The organism is Acinetobacter sp. YH01021, assembly GCF_013420255.1.
Taxonomy (GTDB): domain Bacteria; phylum Pseudomonadota; class Gammaproteobacteria; order Pseudomonadales; family Moraxellaceae; genus Acinetobacter.
Map to the genome: position 1 here is coordinate 264,246 of NZ_VOYO01000003.1, position 20,205 is coordinate 284,450.

16 protein-coding genes and 2 rRNA genes are annotated in these 20,205 nt (G+C 45.6%); 7 read left to right on the forward strand and 11 right to left on the reverse strand.

The window, feature by feature from the left end:
* Positions 1 to 132 precede the first annotated feature (132 nt).
* The 4 genes from FTT86_RS04530 to FTT86_RS04545 form a co-directional block, all read right to left on the reverse strand.
* Complete coding sequence (locus FTT86_RS04530) at positions 133 to 1,452, reverse strand: MFS transporter (protein ID WP_004644895.1); 1,320 nt, start codon at positions 1,450 to 1,452, stop codon at positions 133 to 135.
* 129 nt (positions 1,453 to 1,581) lie between these two features.
* Positions 1,582 to 2,226, reverse strand: coding sequence for a trimeric intracellular cation channel family protein (locus FTT86_RS04535; protein ID WP_004644893.1), 645 nt, complete (start codon positions 2,224 to 2,226; stop codon positions 1,582 to 1,584).
* 61 nt (positions 2,227 to 2,287) lie between these two features.
* Positions 2,288 to 2,752: a YchJ family protein gene (locus tag FTT86_RS04540; protein ID WP_005263978.1), complete on the reverse strand. Its 465-nt coding sequence runs from the start codon at positions 2,750 to 2,752 to the stop codon at positions 2,288 to 2,290.
* 73 nt (positions 2,753 to 2,825) lie between these two features.
* Positions 2,826 to 4,403 carry a TerC family protein gene (locus FTT86_RS04545; RefSeq protein WP_180180675.1) on the reverse strand — a complete coding sequence of 526 codons (1,578 nt, stop codon included), beginning with the start codon at positions 4,401 to 4,403 and terminating at the stop codon, positions 2,826 to 2,828.
* 332 nt (positions 4,404 to 4,735) lie between these two features.
* Between FTT86_RS04545 and FTT86_RS04550 the strand changes: the two genes are divergently transcribed.
* Positions 4,736 to 5,356 carry a TIGR00730 family Rossman fold protein gene (locus FTT86_RS04550; protein WP_004281026.1) on the forward strand — a complete coding sequence of 207 codons (621 nt, stop codon included), beginning with the start codon at positions 4,736 to 4,738 and terminating at the stop codon, positions 5,354 to 5,356.
* 66 nt (positions 5,357 to 5,422) lie between these two features.
* Here the strand turns inward: FTT86_RS04550 and FTT86_RS04555 are convergent, their stop codons facing one another.
* Both FTT86_RS04555 and FTT86_RS04560 read right to left on the reverse strand, forming a co-directional pair.
* The gene (locus tag FTT86_RS04555; RefSeq protein ID WP_005101524.1) at positions 5,423 to 6,397 is read right to left on the reverse strand and encodes a hypothetical protein; all 975 of its coding nucleotides are present in this window, start codon (positions 6,395 to 6,397) and stop codon (positions 5,423 to 5,425) included.
* Between the two features lie 153 nt (positions 6,398 to 6,550).
* On the reverse strand, positions 6,551 to 8,335 hold the full coding sequence (locus FTT86_RS04560; protein ID WP_180180688.1) for a choice-of-anchor I family protein: 1,785 nt from the start codon (positions 8,333 to 8,335) through the stop codon (positions 6,551 to 6,553).
* A 210-nt stretch (positions 8,336 to 8,545) separates the two neighbouring features.
* On the opposite strand from FTT86_RS04560, the gene mdtD reads away from it, so the two are divergent.
* The 6 genes from mdtD (at position 8,546) to FTT86_RS04590 (ending at position 14,813) form a co-directional block, all read left to right on the forward strand.
* Complete coding sequence (gene mdtD / locus FTT86_RS04565) at positions 8,546 to 9,937, forward strand: multidrug transporter subunit MdtD (RefSeq protein WP_005249647.1); 1,392 nt, start codon at positions 8,546 to 8,548, stop codon at positions 9,935 to 9,937.
* A gap of 66 nt (positions 9,938 to 10,003) precedes the next feature.
* Entirely contained in the window at positions 10,004 to 10,783 is a 780-nt protein-coding gene (locus FTT86_RS04570; RefSeq protein WP_180180676.1) for a GH25 family lysozyme, read from the forward strand.
* Between the two features lie 58 nt (positions 10,784 to 10,841).
* Complete coding sequence (locus FTT86_RS04575) at positions 10,842 to 11,858, forward strand: MBL fold metallo-hydrolase (protein WP_174894108.1); 1,017 nt, start codon at positions 10,842 to 10,844, stop codon at positions 11,856 to 11,858.
* A gap of 20 nt (positions 11,859 to 11,878) precedes the next feature.
* Entirely contained in the window at positions 11,879 to 12,934 is a 1,056-nt protein-coding gene (gene dinB, locus FTT86_RS04580; RefSeq protein ID WP_004281020.1) for a DNA polymerase IV, read from the forward strand.
* A gap of 222 nt (positions 12,935 to 13,156) precedes the next feature.
* A complete protein-coding gene (shiA, locus tag FTT86_RS04585) occupies positions 13,157 to 14,467 on the forward strand; it encodes a shikimate transporter (RefSeq protein WP_180180677.1) in 1,311 nt (436 codons plus the stop codon).
* Positions 14,457 to 14,813 (forward strand): RidA family protein, encoded by a 357-nt coding sequence (locus FTT86_RS04590; RefSeq protein ID WP_005101539.1) that lies wholly within the window; start codon positions 14,457 to 14,459, stop codon positions 14,811 to 14,813. Before shiA ends, FTT86_RS04590 begins: the two co-directional genes overlap by 11 nt.
* A 55-nt stretch (positions 14,814 to 14,868) precedes the next feature.
* On the opposite strand, the gene FTT86_RS04595 is transcribed toward FTT86_RS04590, so the two are convergent.
* The 5 genes from FTT86_RS04595 to FTT86_RS04615 all read right to left on the reverse strand — a co-directional run.
* Entirely contained in the window at positions 14,869 to 15,417 is a 549-nt protein-coding gene (locus FTT86_RS04595; RefSeq protein ID WP_005248457.1) for a DUF2726 domain-containing protein, read from the reverse strand.
* 398 nt (positions 15,418 to 15,815) lie between these two features.
* A complete protein-coding gene (locus tag FTT86_RS04600) occupies positions 15,816 to 18,224 on the reverse strand; it encodes a YgiQ family radical SAM protein (RefSeq protein ID WP_180180678.1) in 2,409 nt (802 codons plus the stop codon).
* Positions 18,225 to 18,446: 222 nt separating this feature from the next.
* Positions 18,447 to 19,640: an MFS transporter gene (locus tag FTT86_RS04605; protein ID WP_180180679.1), complete on the reverse strand. Its 1,194-nt coding sequence runs from the start codon at positions 19,638 to 19,640 to the stop codon at positions 18,447 to 18,449.
* A 154-nt stretch (positions 19,641 to 19,794) separates the two neighbouring features.
* Positions 19,795 to 19,909, reverse strand: a 5S ribosomal RNA gene (gene rrf / locus FTT86_RS04610).
* A 192-nt stretch (positions 19,910 to 20,101) separates the two neighbouring features.
* Positions 20,102 to 20,205, reverse strand: a 23S ribosomal RNA gene (locus tag FTT86_RS04615); the annotation flags it as partial.

A 20,205-nucleotide genomic window follows, 5' to 3' on the forward strand; every position in this document is an offset into this window, starting at 1 on the left:
ATCAATGTTTCTTATGCTAAGTCGTGGCTGTAGATGACACAAGGGCATCAAATCGTTCAGCGCGACAATTTGTGTCTTATGGCCTAAAAATATCCACTTTATAGGCCCTAAGCAACTAAAAAATCATTCTGTTTATAAGCCCATCGATTCCAAGGTCTTGCCCTTGGTTTCTTCACCCAGGACCAGAATCACAATCGCGACAGCCACCAGAACTGCCGTAAACATGGTAAAGACATAGCTGAAACCATTGGGCATGCCCATCAGATGGGTTACGGCAAAAGGTGCCGCGATACCGCCAATCCGGCCTACTGCGCCAGCCCAGCCTGAACCAAAGGCACGGATATTGGTCGGATATTGTTCCGGGGTATAAGTATAGAGTACGCCCCAAGCACCGAGATTAAAGAAGGACATCAGACAGCCCCAAATCACGATTTCAGTAACACTACCCGACTGGCCAAAGAAATAGGCAGAAATCGCGCACATGCCAATAAAGCCGGCCAAAGTCGGCTTACGACCGAGTTTTTCGACCAGCCATGCCGCCACCAGATAACCGGGCAACTGCGCCAGAATCATAATCAGCACATATTCAAATGACTGGACAATGCTATAACCTTCTTTGACCAGTAAACTTGGTAACCAGGTAAAAATGCCATAATAAGAGAAAATAATACCGAACCAGATCAGCCAGAGCATAAGCGTACGGCGCGCAAAGATACCCGACCATAACTGGGAAAATGAAATATTCTGCTTCTCTGCGACCGGTTTCACTTCAAAAATTTCATAGACTTGAACGCCACATTGACGCTCAATCTTTTTCACCAGTGCCGAAGCTTCCTCTATACGGCCACGGTTAATCAGGAAAGGAATAGATTCCGGCACCATTTTCCAGATCACGATGGCATACAGCGCAGGCAGGCCACCAATCATGAAAGCGGTTTGCCAGCCAAAATCTGGAATGATAAAGCGCGATACTAGCGCCGCGACCAGCCAGCCCAGCCCCCAAAAACTTTCCAGCAAGACAATAAAACGGCCACGTACATGCGCAGGAATATATTCACTGACCAGCGTTACGGCCACGGGTAGCTGACCACCCAAGCCCAAACCGACGATAAAACGGAATACCAGCAGCCAGGTCAGATCCGGTGCAAAAGCACAAGCTGCAGTGGCCAGGCTATAAATGACCAGGGTCGCAGCAAAGACTGTTTTACGGCCAAAACGGTCTGCCAGGCCACCTGAACAAATCGCCCCGATCGCCATGCCGACAAAACCGATCGACACTACCCAGCTTTTTTGATCCGCAGTCATCTGCCAGTCTTCAGCCATTTTGGCCAGGATAAAGGAAATCAATCCAGTATCCATCGCATCAAACATCCAGCCCAGTCCAATCACCACCAGCAAGGTGTAGTGAAACCTACCAATCGGTAAGCGTTGTATGCGAGAAACTAAATCCATAACAAAAATCTCTGATCAGGTGGAACGGGAGATGCTGCTTTCTCAACAGGTGGGCTGCTTTATATTTTTTATACTACGAATTGAGCTGAATGCGGCTATTTTTATTGCCGCACTTCATACATTTAAAAATCAAGATTCGTCTTTGGAAGATGCCGAGTGCTCATCATCATCTTTATAAATGAATTTTGGCATTTCCAGACCAAAATAGATGGCGATTAGACGTAAGCTAAAACCAAAAATCAGGGTAGACAGAATGGTCAGATCCTGCGACAAGCCGTAGTGGCTACATAACCAGTAAAAGATCACTGAAACAAAGGCAATACTGGCATACAGTTCACGGCGGAACACCAGCGGCACGTCATTACATAAAATGTCACGCAAAATCCCGCCAGATACACCGGTCAAAACACCCGCGACAGCGCTGACCACAAAACCATGTCCCATTTCCAGGGCAATCTGGCAGCCAATAATGGTAAAGCCAATGAGGCCCAAGGCATCCAGCACCAAGAAGACATTACGTAACTGTCGCATCCATTTGGCAATCAGGATAGTAACGAAGGCGGCGCAGCAGGTCAGGACCAGATATTCGGGATGCTTGACCCAGGTCAAGGGATAATGTCCAAGCAGAACATCGCGGACCGAACCACCACCCAGTGCAGTAACACAGGCAATAATCATCACGCCAAACCAGTCCATGCTGCGCCGGCCAGCGGACAGTGCCCCGGTCATGGCTTCAGCGGTAATTGCAATAATATAGATGACGGTCAGTAACATCGCCCTGCTTCCACCTGAGGCTTTGAGATGGCGGCTATTCTAAGCTAAATCTGTGTGAAAGTTATAAGAATCCGGCACAACATTGCTTAAATTTTTTCCCCGAGCCACAAATGCAGGCCTGTTTCATGGTGATGTTATGGTCTGTAGTCGGATCCAGAAAATACCAGCGACCTTCAAACTTCACAAAATGCGAAGCTTCATGATGCACCTGTGCCTGCTTGCCATCATGATAATGTGCCTTAAACTCGACCAAGGCATGATTTTTATCTAGTTTTTCATTGGCTTGAACAATTTCAAGCTTTAACCATTGATTGGCTTTACTCCATTCACTAATTGCCTGCAGGTCCAGCGCTTGTTGCTGACCCAGCGCAGTCGTGGTTTTGATGTAATCGATTTCATGCTTGGCGAAGGCACTGTAACGGGAACGCATGAGTTGCTGTGCAGTCTCTGCGACCTTTTGCCCTACATGCAGTGGCTGACAACAACTGTGATATTCGCCTTGTCCACATGGACATGCTTCTGACATTTCAGTTCCATAAAAATAGCCCGACAATGCGGGCTATTTTAGCAAACTTTACAGGCCAAACATTGGCTAGAATCTAGTCCTGTGCAGGAAGCTGCGGAATGATATGCACTTTATCGATCTTATGACCGTCCATCGTCACGACCTCAAAGATATGCCCATCTGCTTCAAACTTTTCACCGCTATGTGGTAAACGTGCCATATGGAACAATACATAACCAGATAAAGTCGAATATTCTTCAGTTTCATTGACCAGATCACGATCCAGCAGCAAGGAAACGTGACGAATATCGGTGGAACCGTCCAGAATCAGGCTGCCATCATCCAGACTTTCTGCTGTCACTTGCAGCTCATCTTCATCTGGAAATTCACCGGCAATTGCTTCAAGAATATCAATTGGGGTGGCAATCCCTTCAATTGAGCCATATTCATTCAACACAATTGCCATCTGTAAGGGCGCTTGACGCAATTGATCCATCACCATCAGTACCTGAGCATTTTCATGCACGATGACTGGCTCACGTAAATGCTTTTCAAAGTCCAGCACCCCAGTTTCAATATATTCATTCAGGACTTTATGGGTCAGCACCACACCGGCAATATTGTCCAGTTCGCCGCGAGCGATGATCAGACGCGAGTGGCTCATCTGCAACAATTGTGCTTTGATGCTGTCGGCATCATTGTCCAGATCGATCCATTCCAGTTCGGGACGCGGCGTCATCACCGACTTGACCGGACGTTCAGACAGACCCAAAACTCCCTGCACCATGACACTGTGATAGATACCGTTATCATCATTAAAGACTTCATCAGCAAAGGCACGTGTCGCCAGAACATCTTCCGGCTCAGAAGAATCATTGTCCTGAGCAGGTTTACCACCCAGCATCCGCATTACGGCAGAAGCAGTACGGTAGCGCATGTCGGTGGTGGTCACCATTTTTTCCTGATTGCGTTTCATGGTTTGGTTAATAAATTCGACAATCACCGAGAAGCCAATTGCAGCATACAGGTAACCTTTCGGAATATGGAAACCGAAGCCTTCGACCACCAGCGAGAAGCCGATCATCATCAGGAAGCCCAGACACAGAATCACCACGGTCGGATGTCTGTTGACGAAATCCATCAGAGCTTTGGATGCCCAGAGCATAATCCCGATGGCAATAATCACGGCAATCATCATCACTGACAGGTCTTTGACCATACCAACCGCAGTAATCACGCTGTCTAATGAGAATACGGCGTCCAGCACCACGATCTGGACAATCACCATCCAGAATACCGCATGGACCGGATTTTCTTCTTTGATGACGGGTTTGGCTTCCAGACGCTCATGCAGTTCCATGGTGCCTTTAAACAGCAGGAACACCCCACCAAACAATAGAATCAGATCGCGGCCCGAGAAAGCATGATCAAAGATGTGGAATAGTGGATCAGTGAGGGTCACTACCCAGGCAATCGAGGCCAGTAAGATCAAACGCATCAGCAGGGCCAGCATCAAGCCGACAATCCGCGCCGTATTACGTTGTTCTGGTGGCAGTTTCTCCGCCAAAATAGCAATGAAAACCAGATTGTCGATCCCGAGTACAATCTCAAGAACAATCAACGTGAGTAAACCGACCCAGGCTGAAGGGTCTGACATCCATTCAAAGATCATACGCTTGGCTCCTGAAGCTCAGGACTGCAGCATGGAATCACCTGACGCTGTGACACAGCAAAACAGAATTTTTTATATTGAATAAGATCAATTATTTGGCGTAGATTTATAAAGTTAAACGGCCAACTACCACTACCCATCGTCGTTCTATTGTTGTGAAACCAATTTTCAGTATATCAAGATCAATTTGAAATTCACCTGTTTTCATAGCTGTTTATCGATGAATTTTGCTGAGCCCTATTGCAGTGAAAATGTCCCTGCTCACAGAATTGTCATATTTATTAATTAAGCTATAGTCACAAGAAAGAAAAATGATAAGGTGAAGAAAATAAATGCAAAGCGTAATTCAAATGACAGATTATTTTAAAGAAAACTCCCCAAAAACAACACGCCCTCTAGTGGCTCTCTATTGTGGTTCACGTGCAGGCAACAAACCGGTTTATTTAGAAAAAGCCATTCATCTCTCGCAAGGACTGGCAGAACATGGTTTCGGGCTGGTTTACGGTGGCGCCAGTATTGGCTTGATGGGACAGGTCGCGGATGCCATGATCCAGCATGGCGGTGAAGCTGTAGGGGTGATTCCTGAATTTATGCTGGATTATGAAATTGCCCATAACCAGCTCACCGAATTACATGTGGTGACCAGCATGCATCAACGCAAGGCTATGATGGCCGAGCGGGCCTGTGCCTTTGTGGCCTTGCCAGGTGGACTGGGCACGTTTGAGGAAATTCTGGAAATTGCCACTTGGGGTCAGCTAAACCAGCACCAGAAACCGATGATGCTCTATAACGTGAATGGCTTCTATGATGCCTTGATTGCGCAGCTGGACCGCGCCGTTGAAGATGGTTTTTTACCGCCACAGCATCGCGCCAAACTGATCATTTGCGAACACGAAGAAGAAATTTATACAACTTTAACCAATTTAGGCCATCCGCAAAGATTTGTGGTTTAAACCGTTCCAATTAAGAAAAAAGCGAGCACCTGGCTCGCTTTTTTATTGGATTTTTAATATCAGGACTTATTGACCATAATTCGTCACAAAGTCATAAAACATCGGCAAAGTTGTTGCCAGAATGACCGACATGGCCAGACCGAACATCAGTTTCATGGCATCTGCACTGACATTACGTGAAGTACGATGTTTGTTGACTTCATCCAGAATCATCGACATGGCAAATTCACGACCTGCGAGTAATCCCAGGAATACCCAGGTGGTACTCATTGGAATGTTGCTCCACTCTTTAAAAACTAACAGGATAATGGCATACATGAAGTCGATAATCGTTGCAGCACGAATGTCGGTCACACCGGTTTTGGTGTCAACAATGTTCTGGATAGCCCCGCCACGTTGATACAGAATCACACCCAGCAAGACCACGAATACCGTAATCGCAAACATCAGGAATTCAAACGGCACCTGACGTGGCACATACACGAAGATGTTAGCCAGATCCTGAATCAACCATTGACTCCACAGGAAACCGGTAGAGACCCACTGCAAGCCCATCCAGACCTTGGAGTGTTCCTGATGACGTGTCTTGGCAAAATGGCGTGCCAGCTGCTTGACCACAAAACGATATATGACAATCGCTACAATAAAGGCGACGGCATAGCCCATCATCGATTTGACCATCATCGAGCCTAAGCTTGCAGGAGAGAAAATCGTAAGCACCAGGAAGGTGGTACTGACTGGAATCCCGTATTTGGTCAGTATTAACAGGAGAATTGGCGGCACAATATACAGCCAGGTAATACCACCTTCAGGGAAAGGAATCGTTTCTAAACGACCGTATGAGGCATCACCCACCCCAGATGCATACCAACCATAGACCAATACGACAATTAAAATTGAGCTGATATAAATCCACAATACCCACCATGGGCGATGTGAATTCGAAGAAATAAATGTCCCTAAGGTTTGAGGTACATCATTTCCGACAATAGAGTAAGCGGCCAAACAGAAGCCGATCACCATCAAAATCTCGATTGTCATAAAAACAAACCTATACGCGAGGAGATTTCAGCAGTGCTGAAAAGTTGGCCCAAGATTATGACGGTTTTATTTCATTTTAATGACAAGACTGTCATATATATGGTCACCTTACAAAAAAGAGCACCGAAGTGCCCTGAATTTAAAAGCTTTTGACTACTTGAGATTTACTTGATAAATCGTGGTACTGCCACTGACTTCATGGCCGACCACCAGGAGGGGTTTCTTATTCGGGGAGTCTTTGGCGGGGATAAATACCAAACCTTCCGGTCCTAAATCACCGGCTTGTCCCATTTCAATCTGCGCTGTAGTCGCTTTAAAATCACGTGAATTAATATATTGCACAAAGACTGGTGATGCAGGTGTAGACACATCATAGACCATGATGCCACCGACACGCTCCAGCCCAATAAAGGCAAAGGTTTTTTGACCAATCTGCCCCAAGGTCACCCCTTCAGGTTCCGGCCCTTTATTGTCACTGCGATTATCCAGTCCGGCTTCTTCATGATTAAAGTTGAAAATCTCAGGATGATGTTTGGCAATATACTGCTCAAACTGATCGCCCGAATCCCATACCAGTTCTAAACCGGTCTGCTGATCATTTTCCACCCAGATACTGACCGAGCGGGTACCAAAGCTATATAAATGATCATAGACCAGATTGCCCCGTTCATTCAGTTTGGCTGTACCATCGGCATTTTTTTGATAGCCTTCGGTCCACGTAATATTTAAACGGCCCAGCAGATGATCTTCACGGCAGTCTTTGGCATCCCCTACAATAGCACCGCAGTAGGCAAAGTTAGTTGGATTGAGTTCTGCACCTTTGGCCAATACCCGAAGATGGGCTGGTAAATCATCGCCCAGACGGCGGTCAAAACCTTTGGCATGGACCAAGTGTTTCACCCGCCATTCTTCTACAAAGCCCTGGCTGGTATCGTTATTGAAATATGCAGGATTGTTTTCACCCCAGGCACGGGCATCGCCTTCATTGGCAGACACAATATAGGTTTTGCCCGCGACCTCGAAACTTGCAATCGCATCTGGCATATATAAGCCACGTACATTGGCCCAAGTTTGAATATTGATTTTGCCTTTACCGTCGACACCATCCGCATCGCTGACATCCATGCCATGACCCTTCATGCCATGATCTTTGAAGCCAAATGGATAAACAGCGAGTACCTTGGCAGAAGCCACATCAATTTTGGCCAAGGCATTGTTTTCCTGTAAGGCAACCCAGGCGGTTTTTCCATCTTTTGAAACAGTGATGTACTCAGGTTCAAAATCCTGCGCTGCGCTGGCCTTTGGTCCGAAAATGCGGATGCCCTGTTCACGCAATGCTGCTTCCCGTCCGTTAAAGGCTTTAAAGTCTGCTGTACGAACGATCGGGGCTTTTAAATTGGCCAGATTAATGACAGACACCGACCCTTCAGGGTCAACCTGATAATCATCAGAAGGCTCGCCTTCATTGGCCACCAGCAAAGTTTGACCATCCGGTGTGAAAGTCAGCATGTCCGGCAAGGCACCCACCTGTACGTGGGCCAACTTGCTCAGGTCTTTGGCCTGATATAAAGCAATATAGCCCGGGTCAGTTTTCACAGCAGCCTGAATCGCAATGGCGACAATGCCATTGTGTACCGCGACACTGTTGACCTCAGCCTCTGGCGCAATGTCATCGACCGTGATAGATGTTATTTTTTTCGGCTGATCAGGTCGACTTAAATCCAGTACATCCAATACGCCTTCTTTGGCATTGACCACGAATAGGCGTTGACTCTCGGCATCAAAGGCCGGAATTTCTGCTGCACTTTGCGCAAACATACCCGATTCATAAGCCGACAATTTGCTTAACTCGATCGAGTTCGGTGTAGCCTCAACGATTGGAACCGGTGTTTCATTTTCATTCTCACTTCCACATGCCACCATCCCCACAGCCAGCATGGCCACTATCAAAGACTTTAATTTTAATTTCATTTTTTTGTTGATCTATCATGAAGAATTCGTGACCAATTTATAACCAGAGCATTGCAGTGCCATGACAGATCGGTTGCAGTTCCTTGACACAACACCGCATAAAAGTTGAAACGCTTTATATACGACAGACTCGGCTGATTCCTTTAAACTATTCAAAATTTTCAGTTTTCCAGAATTATGAATGCCACGCCTACGCATCAAGCCTTAGATCCTGAGTTCAGACTGCTGGTCTTGTTGGTCTCGATTGGCTTTTTTATGCAGGGGCTGGATACCACCATTATTAATACGGCCCTACCTGCAATTGCCCAAAATTTGCAGGAAGATCCGCTACGCATGCACAGTGTGGTCGTGGCGTATGTGCTGTCTGTAGCGGCCTGCATTCCCTTAAGTGGCTGGCTGGCAGACCGGTTCGGGGTCAGAAATACCTATTTTGCTGCGATTATTATTTTCTCTTTGGCCTCTTTGGGCTGTGCCTGGTCAAGTAGCCTGAATGAATTATTGGTGTACCGGATCTTTCAAGGGATCGGTGGTGCATTATTGCTGCCGGTCGGCCGTTTGGCGATGCTGAAGATCATTCCCCGTACCCAGTTTCTGGCCGCCATGAGCCTGATGAGTCTGGCCGGCCTGATTGGTCCTTTAATTGGGCCGACCCTAGGTGGCTGGATGGTCGAATATCTGTCCTGGCATTGGATTTTCCTGATCAATTTGCCGATTGGCTTGCTGGGCGCACTGATTACCTTTAAGGCCATGCCGAATGTACTTGAACCTACAGTCGCTCGCTTTGATTATTGGGGCTTTATCTTGCTGGTCGTGGCCATGGTGGGCCTCTGTCTGGGAATTGAAAATTTTGCCAGTCCACAAAACTCGCTGTGGTGGAGCCTGAGCCTGATTCTAGCCGGTTTATTGGCCACCCTGGTTTATGCCTATCATTCGCATACGCATAGCAATGCCCTGTTTCGCAGCCGGCTGTTTAAAAATAAAATTTATGCGATTGGTATTTTGGGTAATTTCTTTGCCCGTCTCGGCGGTAACTCGATTCCGTTTTTACTGCCGCTGATGTTGCAGGTGGCTTTCGGTTTCGAACCTTTTATTACCGGTTTATTGATGATTCCGACTGTGCTTGGTTCGCTGGCCTCCAAACCGATTATCCGCAACATCATTCAGCGTTTTGGCTACCGTCGGGTCTTGCTGGTCAATACCTTACTGGTAGGTCTATGTATTGCCAGTTTTGCCCTGACCACGGCGGAAACCCCAATCTGGCTCCGTGCGATTCATTTCTTTATCTTCGGCATTTTAAATTCACTGCAATTCGTGTCGATGAATACCCTGACCTTAAAGGACTTAAGCCAGCAGGATGCCAGTAGCGGCAACAGTTTCCTGTCGATGATCATGATGCTGTCAATGAGTATCGGGGTGGCACTGGCAGGAACACTGGTGAACATGCTGAGTGCCTATTACGGCGCTGACAATCTGGTGGCTGCTTTTCATGTATCACTGATCTGTTTAGGCTGCATCAATATTATTGCGGCCTATATTTTCTGGCATATTCCTAAAAATACCCCGGTTTGATGCGCTATATTCACTTTGGGCTGATTGTAAGTTTTAGGCTAAATCACATATAGGCAAGGACTGAAAATGCAAAAAAATCAGGCTCCGAACAGAGTTCATAAATCGCTCTTGATTGGGCTGGGCATACTGATCACTGTGATCACGATCGCCATGGTCTATCTCTGCCTGATGAAAGCACCGTCTGCCTATGCAGCCGATTATCCTATTCAGGGTTTTGATGTATCGCATCATCAAAAAGAGATTCAGTGGCAGCAGATTTCGCCTGAAAAATACCGTTTTGTTTATCTGAAAGCCACTGAAGGCGGCGACTTTAAAGATACCCGTTTTCAGGAAAATTGGTTGAAAGCACGTGAACGCGGCTTTTTGGTCGGTGCCTATCATTTTTACCGGCTCTGCCGCGATGGCAGCATTCAAGCCCAGAATTTTATTGACTCCGTCCCCAATAAACCGGATGCCTTACCGCCAGTAATTGATCTGGAATATGACAGTAAATGCATCAATAGCTATTCTAAAGAGCAGCTTTTAAACGAAATTCAGGTGATGCACGATGCTCTGAAAAAGCATTATGGCAAGCAGCCGATTTTCTATATTTCTAAAGCTTTTTATAATATTGTACTGGCAGGACACTTTCCTAACGTACCACTCTGGGTACGTGAATACAAAGGCCTGCCTGATTTAAAAGATCAGCCTAAATGGGCGTTTTGGCAACATACCAGTCAGGGGAAAATTCCCGGTATTACCACACCGGTAGACCTGAATGTTTTTTATGGCTCAGAACAGCAATGGCTGGATTTTCTCAAGACGAATGCGATTGCAGTACCTTCATCTGAGAATCAAGCGAGATAAAGCTGATCGTTTGAAAACAAGTTCTTGATAAAAACAAAACAATAAGGAAATAAAAAGATTGAAATGGATAAAAGGCATTTTACTCGGTCTGGTGATTCTACTCCTACTCATCGCGGGTATGCTGGCTTATCTGTTGCAAGCTTCGGGCAAGGTTAGTGACTTTAAAGCGTGGCAGCCGCAAACCGGTATATCCGTTCACGGGCTTACAGTCAATTTTTTTGGTGTGTCCACCCTGTTACTCGATGATGGCCACGATCAGATCCTGATCGATGGTTTCTTTAGCCGGCCATCTTTGCGGCAAGTAATTACTCGACCTATTCAAAGTGATAAGCTGCTCTTAGAACAACTGGTACAATGCCATGAATTGAGCCGAACCCAAGCCATTCTGGTCAGTCATTCTCATTATGATCATGTTCTGGATGTCCCGGCTTTACTAGAGATGCTTCCCGAAACTGCTGTGGTCGGTTCGCCGAGCACCCTGAATATCGCCCGGGCAAATCCCAAAGTTACTCCACAGCAATTACAGCCGATTAAGCCTGGGCAAGTACAGCAATGGGGACATTTCCAGACCACGGCAATTCCCTCACAACATACCCCGCCCACAGCGATAAATGATGATTTAGGCGAAGAGCTGCTGCGGCCTTTAACTCTTCCGGCTAAATTTTCCGAATTTAAAGAAGGTGGCAGTTTCGATTACCTGATTGAGCATGCGGGACATAAAATTCTGGTCAAGACCAGTACCGGATTTATCCCGGATCAATTTAAAAACCTACAGGTCGATACTTTATTTTTAGGTATTGCCCAGCTCTCCAGACAATCCAGTGACTATCAGCAGCAATATCTGACTGAAACCCTGAACATGCTCAAGCCCAAAGTAGTGATTCCGGTGCATTGGGATGATTTTTTTCAGCCTTTAAAGCAGCCACTGCAATTTTTACCCCGTCTTGCCGATGACACTCCAAAAAGTTTGCAACTTCTGATTCAGGCTGCCGAGACACAAGGGACAAAAGTCATTCTGCTCAGCGGACCGCAACCCTATTTACTCAACTCAGCCTTCGCTTCCCAATCCGATTAAAGCCCCTTAAGATAGCGAACATGCGCAAAATTATTCATATTGATATGGATGCGTTTTATGCCTCGGTTGAGCTGCGTGAACGTCCAGAATTGAAAGACTTACCTGTGGTGATAGCCTCGCATCATCCTCGGGCGGTGGTCGCGGCTGCCTCCTACCCGGCACGAGTTTATGGCCTGCGATCTGCCATGTCCATGGGGCAGGCGCGCAAACTATGTCCTCAAGTTATCGTGATTGAGCCAGATTTTGCCAAATACCGGCAGGTATCGGCACAGATTCATCAGATCTTCCAACAATATACTTCCCTGATTGAACCACTGTCTCTGGATGAAGCCTTTCTGGATGTCACGGAGAATTTACAGCAGATTCCCAGCGCCACCGAAGTCGCCATGCGGATTCGCGAGGATATTTTTCAAGCGACCGGACTGACTGCTTCTGCCGGTGTGGCACCCAATAAATTTCTCGCTAAAATTGCTTCGGACTGGCACAAACCGAATGGCATCTGTGTAATTAAACCTTCGCAGGTACAGCGTTTTATCCAGGATCTGCCGCTGAAAAAAATTCCCGGCGTGGGAAAAGTCACTCAGGAAAAACTGAAAAGTCTGAATCTAGAAACTTTAGGCGATTTACAGCAAATTGATGAAGCCTTACTGATTCAACATTTTGGCAAATATGGCCGGCGGCTGTTTTTGTACGCTCAAGGTATTGATGAACGACCGGTCGAAGTAGAACGGGAACGCCAGCAAATTTCCAAAGAAACCACTTTTGATGATGACCTGCATCTGAACCAATGTCGGCCCTATTGGGAACCTTTACTTGGACAAGTATGGCAAAGTCTGCAAAAGAAACAGCTTTCGGCTCGCGGCGTTACGGTCAAATTAAAACTCAAGAACTTTCAGGTGATGCAACACAGTAAAAGTTTTAAACAGGTGCTGCGTAGCCCACAGGAATTAGCCCAAGCCTTGGACTTACTGCTCGACGACCTGCATATTGCCCCGCAGATGCAATTCCGGCTGATCGGTGTTGGCGTGTATCAGCTCAGCGTCCCCGAGACTGAAACCCAGTTATTGCTGCTCTAAACCTTTTTTGATCACGTTTTAGGCATCAGTTTAAAAATACGGCAACTTTGTTTTTACATTTTGATTTTTTAGAGTACTCTATCTGCGCAATGCATTATCCATGTATGTGCTGAGATGCTGAAAATCACCTTTACTTTCAGCATGCTGTCCTGTGATTAGCGTGACGATCAAATCCGAATATTACAGGGCAACTCTGATGTAACTCATGGAATCCCCTCCTGCATGTCTTCTGTAAATTCTTCTATTGTTCAAGAACAACGCGCACGTAAAGCTGCGCTATCTAGTTTTGTTGGTGCTGTTGTCGATTGGTATGATTTTCTCCTTTACGGCATTGTTGCAGCCTTAATTTTTAAAGATCAGTTTTTCCCTAGTATTGGCGAGAACATGGGCACCCTGGCGGCACTAGCCACCTTTGGGGTCGGCTTCCTGTTTCGTCCTTTAGGCGGTGTGGTATTTGGTCACTTTGGTGACAAGCTCGGCCGTAAAAAAATGCTGGTACTCACGGTAATCCTGATGGGAATTTCCACGGTCGGGATTGGTCTACTGCCAAATTTCGAGGCAATTGGCTGGTGGGCTCCGGTGCTGTTGGTGTTTTGTCGAGCCTTGCAAGGCTTTGCTGTCGGTGGTGAATGGGGCGGCGCAGCTCTGATGGCAGTTGAAAATGCACCCAAGGGTAAAAAAGCCTTTTATAGCAGTGGCGTTCAGGTCGGCTATGGTGTTGGCTTGGTATTGGCCACCGGTGCAGTGTCGATTATTATTGCGACACTGGGTGAAGAAGCCTTTGCCGAGTGGGCATGGCGTATTCCCTTTCTGGCCAGTATCGTATTGTTAGCTGTAGCGATGTGGATTCGCCGTGATCAGGATGAATCACAAGAGTTTGTAGAAAAGGTGGTGAAAGCAGATCATCAGCCAGAAAAGCTGCCGATCTTGCAGGCCATCAGTAAACACCCTAAAGCTTTCTTCTATATCATTGCTTTACGCTTGACCGAATTGCTGACCATGTATCTGGTCACCAATTTCGCCTTGAACTATTCGACCAGTAATCTGGGCATGGACAAACAGTTCTTCCTGAATATTACCTTGATGGTCGGGGCCATCAGCTGCTTCAGTATTCCCTTCTTTGCCTGGCTGGCAGATAAATTTAATCATCAGAAAATGTGTGTCTGGGGTGGTTTGATTGGTGCGCTTTCAGCTTTTCCCTTCTTTATGGCGCTCGATGCACAAAACACCTGGATGATCATTATGGGGGCAATTTTACTGGCGAACGTTGCCCATGATATGGTGGTCAGTGTCCATCAGCCGATTTTCACCTCATTGTTTGGCACCGAATACCGCTACAGCGGTGCCGGAGTTGGCTATCAGGTGGCGAGTATCATTGGTGGTGGTTTTACCCCATTTATTGCAGCGGCACTGGTGATTTGGGCAGATGGTTCATGGCATTATGTAGCCATCTATCTGGCGGTGGGTTGTCTGCTGACTGCATTGGTCGCAGCCCTGATGCCCAAAACTCAGGATGAACAATATGACAGTTGAACGTTTACACGTATCGAAACGCTTTTCGGAAATTGCCATTGCCGGTAATCTGGTGCATCTTGCCGGCCAGCTGGCCACAGATGTTGAACTGGATATTAAAGGGCAAACCCAACAGACTTTAGATATTATTGACCAGTTTCTGGCAGATGCCGGCACAGACAAAAGTCACATCATGTCGGTAACCATCTATTTGAAAGACATTGAAAAAGATTATGCAGCCTTCAATGAAGTCTGGGATGCCTGGGTCGCTGATATCGAAGCGCTGCCTCGTACCTGTGTAGAAGCAAAACTCTATGATCCACGGGTATTGGTCGAACTGACTGTCGTGGCGGTTAAACCGGAATAATGTTTCAAGATCGATATTCATAAAAAAAGCATGCTTCTGGCATGCTTTTTTTGTTTTAACCGACTGCTTTGATTTTACTACGCTCTAAATCCGAATATAAATAATATTTTTTCAGATCATTGCTAACTGTATATTTGGGCATTTTCTGCATTTGCGTTTGCTCCTGCAAGAAGTCCTGGCGCAACTGATAATATTCCGGCACATCATCGTAACGGATCACCCGATAACCGGCCATGGTCAGTAATGCATCCTGAAAACCCGTCTGCTGGGGACGCTTTAAGATTAAGGGATCATCCACTCCTACCACGGCTAGAATCTGATGCTGCTGATCCAGAATGACAAAATCTGCAGTCAGGTTACGGTACTTATGCCGAGTCCGGTTAAATTTAGTCGTTATTAAGGCATCATAGGAAACATGTGCCAGAATAATGTATTCAGGTAAGACTTCTCTCAGGCGAGTGAAGGTCAATTGCTCATTCAGGTTAAAAATAGCACGCTGCTTTAACGCACTGTCTTGTGGTTTGGAATTATTTCCGAGCTTTTTCCATGCCATGAGCACGACACAAAAGAGCAGGAAACTCCCAATCATAATATAGGTGGTCATGCCTAAATCCTTGCATTCTTATAATCATTTTTGTTTTATTGTTGTGCAGTATAAACCCACGCTTTATTTTAAATAGATATAACAACCAATCTGTTTAAATACCCATACAACTGGTATCAAAACTCGATTCTGTGTTACCTAAAGTGACATCTCTCTAGATGCCAATGAAAGTGGATTTAAAGTACTGATAATGCACTCTAAAACATCCATGGAATTGATCGCAATACATATCTGCCCAACTGTAGGACAATTCCGACAAAGTGTTATTTTTATATCACTTTTTTAAAGAATTTAGTCCAAATAATATATTCTTTTACACTTTCAACGCACAAGCTCAGGCTACGTTACTTTACCCAAGAGCTAAAAAAAGACACCGAAGTGTCTTTTTATTAACTTAATTATGCACGTGATTTGGGCTTCGCTTTAGGCTTTGGCCCACCAAACGGTTTTTTGGCATCACCCGTTTCACGTGGTGGTAAACCAGTGTGCTGGGTCAGAATTTGACCACGCTCAGGACGTTTCTTGGTATTTGAAGGACGTGACTGAGCTTGTGCAGCCTTGCTACGATTCCCTTGCTCACCGGTACGTTTTTGCGAATCACCGGCAACCGTCGAATTCTTCTTACGCGCCGATTGATACTGACCGTCTGCACTGCCTACAGGCTGATAAGTCGGAATTAAATGCTGTTTCGAGTTACCAATCAAATCCTGACGACCCATTTCTTTCAGGGCTTCACGCAGCAAAGGCCAGTTGTTTGAATCATGATAACGCAAGAAAGCTTTGTGCAAACGACGACGTTTCTCACCTTTCACAATGTCGACATTTTCAGTATAACGCGCCACTTTCGCCAGCGGGTTTTTACCAGTGTAGTACATGGTAGTTGCAGTCGCCATTGGTGAAGGATAGAAGGTCTGTACCTGATCGGCACGGAAACCATTCTTCTTCAACCAAATCGCCAAATTCATCATGTCGTAATCGGTAGTTCCCGGATGCGCCGCGATGAAGTAAGGAATTAAGTATTGTTCCTTGCCTGCTTCCTTACTATAACGATCAAACATTTGCTTGAAGCGGTCATAAGTCCCAATACCCGGCTTCATCATTTTATTGAGTGGGCCTTTTTCGGTATGTTCAGGCGCAATTTTTAAGTAACCACCGACATGATGGGTGACAAGTTCTTTGACATATTCAGGGTTTAAAACCGCAAGGTCATAACGTAGGCCTGAACCAATCAGAATCTTTTTAATGCCTGGTAAAGAACGCGCTTTACGGTATAACTGCGTCAATGGAGCATGATCCGTATGCAAATTCTGACAAACGCCCGGGAATACACATGACGGTTTACGACAGTTCTTTTCAATCTCAGGATCTTTACAGGCCAAACGATACATATTGGCTGTTGGGCCACCCAAGTCCGAGATAATACCCGTGAAGCCCGGTGCGGTATCACGGATTTTTTCCACTTCACGCAGAATCGATTCTTCAGAACGGTTCTGAATAATACGACCTTCATGTTCCGTAATTGAACAGAAGGTACAACCACCGAAACAGCCACGCATGATATTCACAGAGAATTTGATCATGTCAAACGCAGGGAAACGGGCATTGCCATAAGCAGGATGCGGCAGACGTGCATAAGGCAGGTCAAACACATAGTCCATCTCTTCCGTAGTCAACGGAATTGGCGGTGCATTCAACCAGACATCACGTTCACCATGCTTTTGCACCATGGCACGCGCATTCCCCGGATTGGTTTCCAGATGCAGAATACGGTTGGCATGTGCATAAAGCACTGGATCTGCAGCAACTTCTTCAAAAGCAGGCAAACGGATTACGGCCAATTCACGCGGCGGTAACTTATGTTTAATCGCTTTAGAAGCCGGTTGCAGTTGCACAATTTGCGTATCAGGATCTAGGTCATCCCCTGCTCGCACAATCGGATTGGCGACATGTTCTTTTTGGAAACCTTGATACTGGCTAGAATCCTTCCCTTGTTCAATCTCACAACCATCGATATCTTCAGTCATGACATACGGGTTAATAATTGGATCAACACGGCCAATGGCATCGACATCATTCGATGCAATTTCAACAAATTTGGCTTTAGAGGCACGGTTGTGTTTATTCACAATGAACGCAGTACCGCGAACATCAGTAATCTCGTGAATTTTCTCGCCATGTGCCAGACGATGCATAATTTCAGTGATTGAGCGTTCGCCATTACCGTACATCAAAAGATCGGCTTTTGAATCCATCAATACTGAACGACGGACTTTGTCTGACCAGTAATCATAATGTGCAATACGACGTAAGGATGCTTCAATACCGCCCAATAATACCGGTACATCCGGATAAGCTTCACGGACACGCTGGCAATACACGGTTGCCGCACGGTCTGGACGTTTGTTTGGCTGATTGTCTGGTGAATAGGCATCATCAGAACGGATTTTACGGTCAGCCGTATAACGGTTGATCATAGAATCCATATTCCCTGCTGTTACACCCCAAGCAATATTCGGTTTACCCAAAACGCGGAACGCATCCACGCTGGTCCAGTCTGGCTGTGCAATAATGCCGACACGGAAGCCTTGTGCTTCTAGCGTACGACCAATAATGCCTGAACAGAAAGACGGATGATCGATATAAGCATCACCACAAACTAAAATAAAATCACAGCTGTCCCAGCCGAGTTGATCCATTTCCTCGCGTGACATCGGCAAAAATGGCGCAGGGTCAAAACAAGACGCCCAATATTTGTCGTAATCAAACAACGCTTTTGGCGCAGTCTGCATGGTATAAGCAGTAGACATGGCTAGCAATTCTCGGCTGGCAGATGATAGGAGATCTAAAAATAAGATCAAAGATGAAAGCCGATTATTTTACCATGAATCAGGTCTAGCTTGCTTGATTATAATTTATACAAAATCAGGGACTAACCGAATCACGCTCTATTTGTCACTTGAATCTAAAGTTTAAATATTTAAAAAAAGAAATTGATCTTATTTATGAGGAGGAAAGCTTGGAAATAATCTCTAATTTGAACGGAGTTTTAAACTGAATGCTAAACCCGTCAGTAATAACGCTGCGATAAACACAGTTAATCCTATCCAGCCATAATTTTCCCACACCAATCCGCTTGAGCTCCCCAACACACTTGAACCCAAGTAATAGCAAAATAAATACAGCGACGAACCGACTGCCCGATACTGTAACGACTGGATCGACACCCAGCTACTGGCAGTCGAATGGGCAGCGAAGAAAGAAAAAGTAAAAATCAGCAATCCGGTAAAAACAACAACCAACTGATTGATCAGCATCAGCGTCAAGCCCGCAAGCATCATCAGAATCATGGCTACCAATATTCTAAATTTGCCATAATGCCGTCCCCAATGTGCTGCTCGAGGGGAACTATAAATGCCGGCCAAATAAGTAATCGAAATCACACCAATCCAGACATGTGATAGCTCAAATGGCGCTTGGATCAAGCGATAACTCAGATAATTAAATACCGAGACAAAGCAGCCCATCAAGATAAAACCTTGCAGGAATAAAACCCGAAGTTTTGGATCAGCGAGATTCTGTCTAAATGAGTTTTTAAAACGATTCAGCTTGATTGGATAGGCTCTAAAATGTCGCGAAGCGGGTAAGAGGTAATAAAATAAGCCTGCAATACAGAGATTTAAAATACCAATCAACAAAGTAGCAGATTGCCAAGAGATAAAATCAACTAAAACTCCGGCAATTAAACGCCCTCCCATACCACCTATCGCTGTGCCAGAAATATATAAGCCCATGGCAAAACCGATATCTTTTTCTGCAATTTCTTCCCCGATATAAGTCATCGCGACTGCTGCGACACCACTGACTGTCAATCCAATCATTACTCGTGTGGTCAGAAACACGGACCAGATCGGCAATATTGCACTTAATAGTAATAATACTGAGACTGAAAATAGAGACCAGACCATAATCGGCTTACGACCAAATCGGTCTGATATTAGTCCAGTAAAAATCAGGCCAACTGCCAAGGCAATGGTAGAAAAAGATAAAGGGAAACTGCTTTGAGTCGGGCTGACCTGGAAATAATCAGCCAGAATCGGCATCATCGGCTGTACGCAGTACAGTGATGAAAAAATGGCAAAGCCAGCAAGGAATAAGGAAAAAAGCACTGCTTTAAAAGCAGAAGAGCCATATTCAATATGGCTTGAAGATGAATTTGAGGACATATCCGCTCCATAGACCGGTTCAGTATACGCCTCTCAATTTTATTTTTATGTGATGTTTCAGTCGAAATAGCACATAAATAACATTTATTTGACTAAATCCCACGCATAAAAAAAACACCCCCGGCCTTATGGTCGGGGGTGTTTAGGAATAATGAGCTAGCGATGACTTACTCTCACATGGGTAACCCCACACTACCATCAGCGCTAAGAGGTTTCACTTCTGAGTTCGGGAAGGGATCAGGTGGTTCACTCTTGCTATGGTCGCCAGCACAACTGTTTATGGATACTTGCTAGGTCTTACGTTTTGCCTTGCTTTCTACCAAATAGAATTCATTAACAGATTTATCTGAGTTGCAGTAGTTTGTTCGTTTAGCGTAACTAAATCAAGTCACTTTGTTTAATATCGAATCAATCGATCCTCACTTCTTTCGAAGTTCGTACAACAACTGTTTGGGTGTTGTATAGTCAAGCCTCACGAGCAATTAGTATTGGTCAGCTTCACATATCACTATGCTTCCACATCCAACCTATCAACGTCGTAGTCTTCAACGGCTCTTTAGGAGAC

Bases quoted from the DNA above. Each gene is read 5' to 3' on its own strand.
- FTT86_RS04570 (WP_180180676.1), top strand. From the start codon at position 10,004: ATGCAAAAAAATCAGGCTCCGAACAGAGTTCATAAATCGCTCTTGATT.
- FTT86_RS04550 (WP_004281026.1), top strand. From the start codon at position 4,736: ATGCAAAGCGTAATTCAAATGACAGATTATTTTAAAGAAAACTCCCCA.
- mdtD (WP_005249647.1), top strand. From the start codon at position 8,546: ATGAATGCCACGCCTACGCATCAAGCCTTAGATCCTGAGTTCAGACTG.
- FTT86_RS04590 (WP_005101539.1), top strand. From the start codon at position 14,457: ATGACAGTTGAACGTTTACACGTATCGAAACGCTTTTCGGAAATTGCC.
- FTT86_RS04605 (WP_180180679.1), bottom strand. From the start codon at position 19,640: ATGTCCTCAAATTCATCTTCAAGCCATATTGAATATGGCTCTTCTGCT.
- FTT86_RS04530 (WP_004644895.1), bottom strand. From the start codon at position 1,452: ATGGATTTAGTTTCTCGCATACAACGCTTACCGATTGGTAGGTTTCAC.
- shiA (WP_180180677.1), top strand. From the start codon at position 13,157: ATGTCTTCTGTAAATTCTTCTATTGTTCAAGAACAACGCGCACGTAAA.
- FTT86_RS04540 (WP_005263978.1), bottom strand. From the start codon at position 2,752: ATGTCAGAAGCATGTCCATGTGGACAAGGCGAATATCACAGTTGTTGT.
- FTT86_RS04600 (WP_180180678.1), bottom strand. From the start codon at position 18,224: ATGTCTACTGCTTATACCATGCAGACTGCGCCAAAAGCGTTGTTTGAT.
- FTT86_RS04555 (WP_005101524.1), bottom strand. From the start codon at position 6,397: ATGACAATCGAGATTTTGATGGTGATCGGCTTCTGTTTGGCCGCTTAC.
- FTT86_RS04545 (WP_180180675.1), bottom strand. From the start codon at position 4,403: ATGATCTTTGAATGGATGTCAGACCCTTCAGCCTGGGTCGGTTTACTC.
- FTT86_RS04595 (WP_005248457.1), bottom strand. From the start codon at position 15,417: ATGACCACCTATATTATGATTGGGAGTTTCCTGCTCTTTTGTGTCGTG.
- FTT86_RS04560 (WP_180180688.1), bottom strand. From the start codon at position 8,335: ATGCTGGCTGTGGGGATGGTGGCATGTGGAAGTGAGAATGAAAATGAA.
- dinB (WP_004281020.1), top strand. From the start codon at position 11,879: ATGCGCAAAATTATTCATATTGATATGGATGCGTTTTATGCCTCGGTT.
- FTT86_RS04535 (WP_004644893.1), bottom strand. From the start codon at position 2,226: ATGTTACTGACCGTCATCTATATTATTGCAATTACCGCTGAAGCCATG.